General features: G+C 54.7%; 8 protein-coding genes. 4 read left to right on the forward strand and 4 right to left on the reverse strand.

Annotated elements, in window-relative coordinates; all coding sequences use genetic code 11:
- The 4 genes from CPT76_RS30280 to CPT76_RS30295 form a co-directional block, all read left to right on the forward strand.
- Positions 1 to 474 (forward strand): PucR family transcriptional regulator (locus tag CPT76_RS30280; RefSeq protein ID WP_181153144.1); only part of this gene is annotated, 474 nt, incomplete at its 5' end.
- 60 nt (positions 475 to 534) lie between these two features.
- Complete coding sequence (locus tag CPT76_RS30285; protein WP_105445508.1) at positions 535 to 1536, forward strand: glycosyltransferase; 1002 nt, start codon at positions 535 to 537, stop codon at positions 1534 to 1536.
- 132 nt (positions 1537 to 1668) lie between these two features.
- Positions 1669 to 3414, forward strand: a complete 1746-nt coding sequence (locus tag CPT76_RS30290; protein WP_105445509.1) for an ABC transporter ATP-binding protein — start codon at positions 1669 to 1671, stop codon at positions 3412 to 3414.
- Between the two features lie 137 nt (positions 3415 to 3551).
- Positions 3552 to 5291: an ABC transporter ATP-binding protein gene (locus CPT76_RS30295; RefSeq protein ID WP_105445589.1), complete on the forward strand. Its 1740-nt coding sequence runs from the start codon at positions 3552 to 3554 to the stop codon at positions 5289 to 5291.
- A 1158-nt stretch (positions 5292 to 6449) separates the two neighbouring features.
- On the opposite strand, the gene CPT76_RS30300 is transcribed toward CPT76_RS30295, so the two are convergent.
- The 4 genes from CPT76_RS30300 to CPT76_RS40825 all read right to left on the reverse strand — a co-directional run.
- Positions 6450 to 6650: a twin-arginine translocase TatA/TatE family subunit gene (locus CPT76_RS30300; RefSeq protein WP_076172013.1), complete on the reverse strand. Its 201-nt coding sequence runs from the start codon at positions 6648 to 6650 to the stop codon at positions 6450 to 6452.
- A gap of 372 nt (positions 6651 to 7022) precedes the next feature.
- Complete coding sequence (tatC, locus tag CPT76_RS30305) at positions 7023 to 7751, reverse strand: twin-arginine translocase subunit TatC (RefSeq protein WP_105445510.1); 729 nt, start codon at positions 7749 to 7751, stop codon at positions 7023 to 7025.
- Between the two features lie 44 nt (positions 7752 to 7795).
- On the reverse strand, positions 7796 to 9517 hold the full coding sequence (locus tag CPT76_RS30310) for a GMC family oxidoreductase (RefSeq protein WP_105445511.1): 1722 nt from the start codon (positions 9515 to 9517) through the stop codon (positions 7796 to 7798).
- A gap of 33 nt (positions 9518 to 9550) precedes the next feature.
- On the reverse strand, positions 9551 to 9835 hold a 285-nt coding region (locus tag CPT76_RS40825), incomplete at its 5' end, for a gluconate 2-dehydrogenase subunit 3 family protein (protein ID WP_146116479.1).

A 9835-nucleotide genomic window follows, 5' to 3' on the forward strand; every position in this document is an offset into this window, starting at 1 on the left:
CTGCGCCTGACGGGCGTGGGTCTTACCCAGCCGTTCAGCCTGCACGCAGGCTTTGGCAGCATCCGCCCGCGGATGACCGACATGCACAAGAGCTTCAAGGAAGCGGAGCAAGTGATGGAGGTGTCCCGCTCGGTGGAGCTGATGCGCAGCAGCCTGTTCTACGAGCGGATCGGCGTCTACCAGCTGCTGAAGGCCATCCCGGACAAGGCGTTCCTCCAATCGTTCGTCGAGGAGCAGCTTGGGGCGCTGATGGCTTACGACAAGGAGCATCACCTGCATTTGGTGCAGACGCTCGACGTCTATTTGCAGTACATGGGATCGAAGAACGATACGGCCAAGGCGCTGTTTATCCACCGGCAGACCCTGTACAACCGTCTGGACAAACTAAATGAAATTCTCGGGGAGGACTTTTTGGAGCCGGAACGCCGTATATGCCTGGAAATGGCGCTGCTAGCCTGCCCGCTCTTGTCCTGACCCGTAAACCTGTTGATTTTGCAACTCAGAAAGGCAGTGCAGATAAAGGATGATGAAGTTATGAACAAAGTCGGACTGGTCATGAGAAAGATCCAATTTACCGAGAGGCAGGGGCCGCGCGTCTTTGCGGACCGCCTGCAGGCCATCGGCCGCGAGCTGGGGGTGGATATCATCTTCATATCCCCGGAGCGCCATGTGAGCGGGTATGACTGGGTGCCGGGATATGAGCATGAGAAGGGTGACCTGGTGAACTATGACATCGTGCTGGACCAGATCTACGCGAACGGCATCGAGCACGTGATCTATACCGTATCCGGATTTACCTATCTGAAAATGTTTCTTAAAAACAGCGTGCTCTTTCCGCACAGCTTTCCCGATCCGGCCCTGACGGGGTATGACATGATGAAGCCTTTTTATCAAATGGTGGACAAGGCGATCGTGCAAACCGAGTTTTTGAAAGGCGAGCTTGCCCGCAATTTCGGGGTAACCGACGTGGATGTGATCCCGATCGGATTCAGCGAGGATCTGGCGGAGCGGCATTTTGACCCGTCGCAGATCGTGAACAACCGCATTCTGTGGATCGGACGGGACGAGGAGAACCGCCGGCCGGATCTCGTGCTGGAGTATGCCCGGCAGAATCCGGACAAAGAGGTGTACATGGTCTTCGGGGGCGAACGATATCGGGAAAGCATGAAGAAATACGACATCCCGCTCAATGTCCGGCTGCAGTTTGCGCTGAGCCAGGATGATATATTTAAGCTGATGAACACGGCGAAGGTGTACTGGAACTGTTCGAAATTCGATACGTTCGCTATGCCGCTGACCGAAGCGCTCGCCATGGGCAAAATCGTCGTAAAGCCCGAGCACCCTTGTTACGGCCATATCAGCGCCCGGCATTCCTTTTCAGGGAACGAAAAAAATTGGTTTGAGCTGGTCAACATGGCTGCGGCATCGCCGTCTTCTTATTCCTGGGACAACCGGAGCTACGCGTTCGAGAGCTTTTCCAGCCGCATCATGAAGGAAGGTTACCGAGAGTTTTTTGACAAGTGGCTTAGGGAATAAAAGGTTTTTGCCGGATATTGGTCGTGACAGATGACCGAAAAAGGAGTAATCTTCACTAGTGTATATGTCTTAAATTACATATCGGTGAACATGTAGCTTTACCTCAAATAAGCGTAAAAAGGTGATGCAGCCATGTCCTTTTTCAACAAGTATGTCAAGAAATACTGGAAACTGTTTTGCGTAGCGGTATTGTTTCTGGCGGTAGAGTCGCTGTGCGACCTGCTGCAGCCGACTATGATGTCCAAGGTCATCGATGTCGGGGTGGCCCAGAGCCGGATGGATCAAGTCTTCCATTACGGAGGGCTCATGCTCCTGATCACCGCCGTTGGAGCGGTGTCGGCCTCCACCCGGAACATCATTTCAAGCCATGTGTCACAGCGGTTCGGGGCGGAAATGCGGTCGGATTTATTCCGGAAAATCCAGTCCCTGTCGTTCGAGGACATGGATAAGTTCGACCGGGCCTCGCTCATCACGCGGCTAACAAATGACGTCACCCAGGTGCAGAACTTTGTGAACGGGATGATGCGGTTCTTCGTAAAGGCGCCGCTGCTGTGCGTGGGCAGCCTCATTATGGCCATCCGTTTGGATGTGCATTTGTCGCTCGTACTGGCGGTGGTCGTGCCGATTGTGGCCGTTCTCATCGTGCTGAACATGAAGATCGGTTTCCCATTCTTTATCCGGGTACAGCGGGCGCTGGATAAAGTGAACAGCGTCATGCGCGAGTACTTGTCGGGCGTAAGGGTGGTTAAGGCGTTCAACCGCTTTGATTACGAAGTGGAAAAATTTGAAAGCGCCAACACGGAGCTGTCCAGCCGTTCGGTCCTGTCGATGAGGGTCATGTCCGTTTTCGGACCGGGGATTTCGCTCTTCCTCAATTTCGGCATCATCGCCGTCCTCTGGATCGGCGGGATTCGGGTCGACAACGGGCAGATGCAGGTGGGCAGCATCATCGCGTTCATCAACTACATGACGCAAATGCTGTTCTCGCTGATGATGATCAGCAACGTCTTCAACATGTTCGTGCGGGCCAAGGCGTCCGCCGGCCGAATTGGCGAAGTGTTTGCCGAAGGAAGCAGGCTGGACCATGGAGGCAAGTCGGCGACGAAACGCGATTCTCAGCGCGGACGCATCGACTTCGAGCATGTGAGCTTCTCCTATGCGGGAACCCAGGGCGACCCGGTCATTCGCGACTTTACGCTGACCTGCCTTCCCGGGGAGACCGTGGGGATTATTGGCTCGACCGGTTCGGGGAAAAGCACGCTGGTCAGCCTGATTCCGCGCTTTTACGATGCCGGCGAAGGGCGGGTCAAAGTGGCCGGCACCGACGTGCGGGACATGGACCCGCATGCGCTTCGCGAGATGATCGCCGTCGTTCCGCAGAAGATCATGCTCTTCACCGGCACGGTGGAGGACAATTTGAAATGGGGCAAGGAAGACGCGAGCCAAGATGAAATGGAAGAGGCGTGCCGGATCGCCGAAGCGCATGACTTCATCATGGCTTCGCCTGAAGGATATGCCAGCCGGATCGGGCAAGGCGGCGTCAACTTCTCAGGCGGACAAAAGCAGCGCCTGTCCATTGCCAGGGCGCTGGTGAAGAAGCCTGAAATTTTGATTCTCGACGACTGCACGAGCGCGGTGGACGTCGCGACAGAGGCTAGAATCAAGGAAGCGCTGCGGACGTATGCCAGCGAGCTGACCTGCATCCTGATCGCCCAGCGGATCACGTCGGTCATGGATGCCGACCGGATCGTGGTGATGGACCGCGGGGAGATGGTCGGCACGGGCACGCATGAAGAGCTGATGGAGACGTGCCGGGTCTACCAGGAGATTTACCAATCCCAGATGGGGAAGGAGATGCATCCGCATGCCGCAGAATGAAGCCGCACAGGCACAGCAGACGCCGCCTCCGGGAGCACCGGGTCCTGCGGGACGCCCTGGCGGGATGATGAGGGGACCCGGAAGCGGGGGCAGTGAACCGGGGCAAGCCGGTCAAGCCCAAAAACTTCCGGAGAACGATGGGGCGCCTGTGGCGTTATTTCGGACGCGAGCGCAAGCTGCTCAGCCTGATCATGGTGTTTATCATCATCGATGCGGGCGTAACCTTGATCGGGCCGTTTCTGATCGGCAAATCGATCGACGCTATGTCCGCGAACCATGGACGCGTCGCTTTCGGGCTGCTTCAGTCGTTTATTATCGTGCTGGCAACTGCCTATATCACGGACGTCGTACTCGTCTTTCTGCAGGGCTGGCTGATGGCCGGCGTGTCGCAGCGAATCGTTGCGGGACTGCGGCGTTCGTTGTTTCAGAAGCTGCAGAAGCTTCCGGTATCTTATTTTGACGCCCGGTCGCACGGGGAAGTGATGAGCCGACTGACCAACGATATCGACAATGTGAGCCAGACCGTTTCCCAATCGACCACGCAGCTAATGGCCGGCGGCATCGCCATTATCGGCTCGTTAGTGATGATGATCGTGCTCAGCCCGATCCTGACCTTGGCGAGCCTAATTACCGTACCGATTTTGTATTTACTGACGCGCACGGTCACACGCAAAACGTCAGTGCTGTTCAAGGAACAGCAAGTTCAGCTCGGCATGCTGAACGGACATATCGAAGAGACGATTTCCGGTATGGAAGTCGTCAAGGCGTTCAATCACGAGCACCAAGCGATTAACGAGTTCGAGGCGGTCAACGGCCGCTTGTTTGAAGTCGGGCTCAAAGCGCAGATCCGCTCCGGCTTCATGATGCCGCTCATGAACGTCATCAACAACATCGGCTTTGCCGCGGTCGCGCTCGTCGGCGGGATTCTCGCCGTCAAAAGCCTCATTACCGTCGGCGTGATCGCGAGCTTCCTGAGCTACTCCCGCCAGTTTGTTCGCCCGCTGAACGACCTGGCCAACATCTATAATCTGCTCCAGTCCGGCGTGGCGGGTGCAGAGCGGGTGTTCGAGGTGCTGGACGAGAGGGAGGAGCCGGACGATTTGCCGGATGCGGTACGGCTCGATCGCACCAAAGGCCACGTCGTATTCGAGGACGTAAGCTTCGGGTACCGGCCAGAGGTGCCGATCCTGAAAAGGGTCAGCTTCGAATCGAAGCCGGGGACCAGTACGGCCTTGGTGGGGCCGACAGGGGCGGGCAAGACGACGATCGTCAATCTGCTGACACGGTTCTACGACGTGACCGGGGGTTCCATCCGGATCGACGGCGTCGATATCCGCCATTACACCCGCGACAGCCTCCGCCGCACGTTCGGGATCGTGCTGCAGGACACGTACCTGTTCTCCGGCACGATCAAGGAAAACATCAAATACGGCAAGCCTGACGCGACGGATGAGGAAATCCGCGAAGCCGCCGTGATGGCGAACGCCGACGTGTTCATCCGCCGCCTGCCGGACGGCTATGAGACGGAGCTGTCGGAGAACGGCGGCAATCTCAGCCAGGGCCAGCGCCAGCTGCTGGCCATCACCCGCGTCATTCTGGCGAAGCCATCGATCCTCATCCTCGACGAGGCGACGAGCAGCATCGACACGCGGACCGAGCTGCATATTCAGGATGCGCTGCTCCAAATCATGAAGGATCGTACGACCTTCATTATCGCGCATCGGCTCAATACGATCCGGGACGCCGACAACATCATGGTCATCGATCATGGCGAGATCGTGGAGCAGGGCAGCCACGACGAATTGATCAGGCGCCAAGGCTTCTACGCCCGGATGTTCGAGAGCCAATTCAAAAACCTGGAGAACTCAGGAGAATAATTGGTTGCTTGCGCTCCCGGAGCTTGTTCACGATTATATTGAATTTGTTTCAAATTGTATCTTTCAAGGTGTTTATTCAGTGATAACGAACACATTCAGATTGTATCTTTCAAGGTGTTTGTTTACTGACAATGAACAAAATCTAAATTTGTATTTCCACAGTGTTTGTTCACTCGTAACGAACAAATTTCGATTTTGTCTTTCAAATGGTGGACACTAACACTATATCTTTGCCCTCAGTCGCCAGTCCATATATTGATTTAAATATAGGTGTTAACACAAGATGTAGGAAAATTTACTACTAAACCATCCGTAGAAGAATATATTGTCGTGTCCTCCTTTTGTAAAACAAAACAAGGATATGTCCATTATATGAGGACAGAGGATGTACGAGAGCTATTACAAAATGGAAAGTCTCGGGGAGCAGCTGGTGGGTTTGAGATTTGTGGAGTGTCGGGGAGCAGTTAGTGGGTTTGTGATCAAGAGAGTGCCGAGAAGACAGTTGATTGGTTTGAGATTAGGAAAAGTGTTGGTGGTTTTGAGATCTGAACAGTGCCGGAGAAAAGGCTGATTGACTTAGATTTGTGGAGTGCCAGGGAAGCAGTTTGTTTGAAACCAGAAGAACAACGGGGGAAAGTCGAATGGTTTGCACCCTTGCACCTCATGCTGATTCCCGATTAGACCAGTTTTGTCTACTGACAACGAACATATTGCGATTTTGTCTTTTAAAAGGCGGACACTAGTACCATTCTTTGGTCCAGCATAAAACTTCTATATATAGTTAAAGGCTGGGTTTTAACGCTAAATATAGGGGTGAACTCTTGAAGTGGCGAGCTGAAGAATATTAGTGCCGTGTCTTTCTTTTGTAGGACAAAATGGAAAAGTGTCCATTGGATAAGTACGTTTTTGGTATATCCTCTCTGTTATTCTTATTGGGTAACGTGAAGGTCCCAATAGAATTGGGGCGTGCAAGAATACACCAGCCACTCAGGTTGGAAGGCCCAGGATGAAAATAACGAACAAGCAACCAGTCCCTTTTGAGGGCCCCATTGATGAGGCAAAAAGGGGCCCCATCGAAGGGACCCTCAATGAAAAAGCAGCCATTCCCCATAGGGGAGGCTGCTTTTTCTCTGTTTAATAGGCGTTGCGTTGGGCATATTAGCGCTTCTCGACAAGCTGCTTCACCGAAGACTCGGAGGAAGTCTCTTCTTCCTCGACGATTCCGCGCGTGGAGCTTCGGAACTCGCGGAGCGTGTCCCCGAACGCTCTTCCGAGCTGCGGGAGCTTCGATGGCCCGAATAGGACGAGGGCGATGGCCAAAATAATGACCAGGCCGGATACACCAATGTTGTTCAGCATAGCATGTACACCTCTTTTCTGGATTAACGTCCTAGCCCCAGATGACTGAACGCTGGACGGATGGCGGCTATCGTCTGGTCAGGACTGCGACCCCCGAGTTGCCGGACTACGGAACTGATGCGGTCTCGGATAGACGGAGAGTGCAATTTCCTGGCTGCCAGACGGATTGAACTGCTGCAGTTGCCAGACTTTGGGATTGTGCAGCTGCTGATGAGCAGGAACTGCAGTTTCCTAGCTGCCGCAGGGCGGGAGTGCTCGACATAGCAACCGGATGGTCAGGACTGCAACGATTTAGCTGCCGGACGGGCTGTGCAGCTGCTAATGAGCAGGAACTGCAGTAGTCTAGCAACTGGATGGCGGGAATGCAACGACTTAGCTGCCGGATGGGCTGGATTGCATTTTCCGCCACTGGCGGCCGGATACGTAAACGCTGATCTCGAACAGCAGGATGAGCGGAATGGTGACGGACAGGTGCGAGACGAAGTCCGGCGGCGAAATGCAGGAGCCGAGGATCGCCAGCCCCAGGTAAGCGTATTTGCGCGTCTTTTTCAGCGTATCGGGCGTCAGGATTCCGATTCGGGTCAGGAACAGAATGACCACTGGAAGCTCGAAGGCGATGGCCATCGGGATGACCAGATCGAACAGGAACCCGAAGTACCGGTCAATCCCGTACGTTTCGATCGCCCCGATTGTTTGGTTCATGCGCTTCATAAACTTCAGCATCATCGGAAACACAACGTAATAGCTGAACGACAGCCCGGCCAGAAAAAGCACGAATGCGACCGGAATGAAGGGGAACGCGCTCTTCGCCTCATGCTCCGTGAGCCCCGGCTTCACAAAAGCCCACAGCTGGTACAGGAGGACGGGAACCGTGAACATGAGCGCGAAGATCAGCGCGCATTTCATGTAGATCAGAATGCCGTCCGTAAAGGAAAACACGTTCCAGGCGATCGGCTCCGCCAAAGGCTGAGACTTGAGGTAGAGCAGGATGCCGGGGGCGGCGTACAATCCGGCGGCAAACGTCACGATGAAGCAGATGCCGACGATGATCAGCCGCTTTCGCGCCTCGGCGACATGAACAATCCAGTTGTCTTGATCCATTTGATTCCCTCCGCATTTTCCTTGCCCACAGGCGGTGTTTTCGCTTAAACGAGAGATCCGCCTGATTTCAAATATTTCGCAATGCCTTCCGCAGCCCGGTAAGCGAGGGCGCCAACGGTACCAGTCGGGTTATAACCGCTGTTATGCGGGAAGGCGGATGCGCCGACGACAAACACGTTTTCGGCATCCCACATTTGGAGATAGTTGTTGACGACCGAAGTCGAAGGGTCCGATCCCATAATCGCGCCGCCGGTGTTGTGCGTGGATTGATACGGCACGATATTGAACGGCCCCAGCTCCTTGGATGAGCCGATAGACGAGGGTTTCATTTCCTTCATGATGGCTTCGGTTTTACCTGCCATGAAGGAGATCATCTGCCGGTCCTGCTCCTCAAAGTCGAACGTGATCCGGACCAGCGGTTTGCCGTAAGCGTCCTTGTAGGTCGGATCCAGATCGAGATAGTGGTGCCTCCAAGGCATGCTCGATCCCTGCGCCGCCACGGTCAAATAATTGTTCGCGTATTTCAGCGAAGTCGCTTTGAAGTCCTTGCCCCACGTTGGCGTCCCTTTCGGAACCGAATTGTTCGCGATCGGGCGGAGCCCGGTTTGCGAAATCCGGATGCCTGCGCCGTGGATGAAATTCAGATCGCTGTGATCAAAGTTGTCGCCGTTGAAGTCCGGGATTTCCATGCCGAGCGCGCCGGCTCCGGCAAACAGGTTGAACTGCTTGTCGTCATAAAAACCGGTCGCTGAACCGCCATTTGTTTGGTAAGCGTAGTTTTTGCCCACAACGCCCGTTCCCGAATTCGGATCGTACGGCTTGCCGAGCTTGGACGTCAGCAGCAGCCGGACGTTGTTGAACACGTAGCTCGCCAGAATGACGACGTCTGCCGGCTGTTCGTATTCCTGGCCGGTCAACGGGTTAACATATTTCACGCCTGTGGCCTTCTTCCCGTCATGCAGAATATCCGTCACGTTGGCATACTCACGGAGCTCGAAATGCCCGGATTTCTGTGCGACCGGAAGCACGGTCACGACCGGATCGGCCTTGGCGCCGTATTCGCAGCCAAAGCGCTCGCAATAGCCGCAGTACTGGCAAGGGGCGCGGGTAATGCCGTCCGGGTTCGTATACTGCTCGGACAGGTTGGCCGACGGCATCATATACGGATGGTAGCCAAGCTTTTTGGTCGCTTCCTCGAACATTTTGATCATCGGCGTCTTGGTCATCGGCTTGGTCGGGAACGGCTTGGAGCGTTTGCCAACCATCGCCGCCTGTTCCTGATCCCCGGAAATGCCCGCGACCTCTTCGAACTTGTAGAAATAGGGCTCCAGCTCGTCGTATGTAATGCCCCAGTCCTGAATGGTCATGCCATCCGGAATTTTTTTCTTCCCATATCGCTCGATCGTTTTGCTCCGGATTTCGAAATCGTACGGCAGGAACCGGTACGTTTGTCCGTTCCAGTGGATGCCTGCGCCTCCGAGGCCTTCCCCGAGCAGGAAGGCGCCGTATTGGCGCATCGGCAGGGCCGTCATTTTCGACGTGTTCCGAAAGGTGATCGTTTCCTTGGACAAGTCCTGCATCAGCTCATAGCGCTGGGCGTAACGGAGCTCGTCATGGACCATGTAATAGTCCTCAGTAGAACGGGGTTTACCGCGTTCCAAGCCGACGACCTTGATTCCCTGCTTGCTTAATTCGGCGGCGATAATGCCGCCGATCCATCCCATCCCGACGATCAGGACCGGGACTCTTGGCAATTTCGTAGCCATGGATAACTCTCCTTCTCTGTCAGCATGTAAAAATTAATGTGTGGCCAAATGGTCATGCAGGCTGAGCGGATCTGTTTTTGCAAAAGCGTCCTCACCGACAATTTTGGCATAGGACATCTGGTTGCCCGGATAGTTCCGCATCTTCCAGCCCTCCATGTTGACGTTGCCGCCATAGAGCGGGTCCGCATATACGCCTTCGAGCGTCATATTGCGAAGCAGGTCGAAGAAGCTTTTGCCGGTGATGCCGTTAATCACTTCAATGTCACCTTTTTCGAGCGAAGTCAGAATGGCGTCTTTTTCTTCGTCGGCAAGGTCAGT

The organism is Paenibacillus sp. AR247 (assembly GCF_002968895.1).
Classification (GTDB): Bacteria; Bacillota; Bacilli; order Paenibacillales; family Paenibacillaceae; genus Paenibacillus_AQ; species Paenibacillus_AQ favisporus.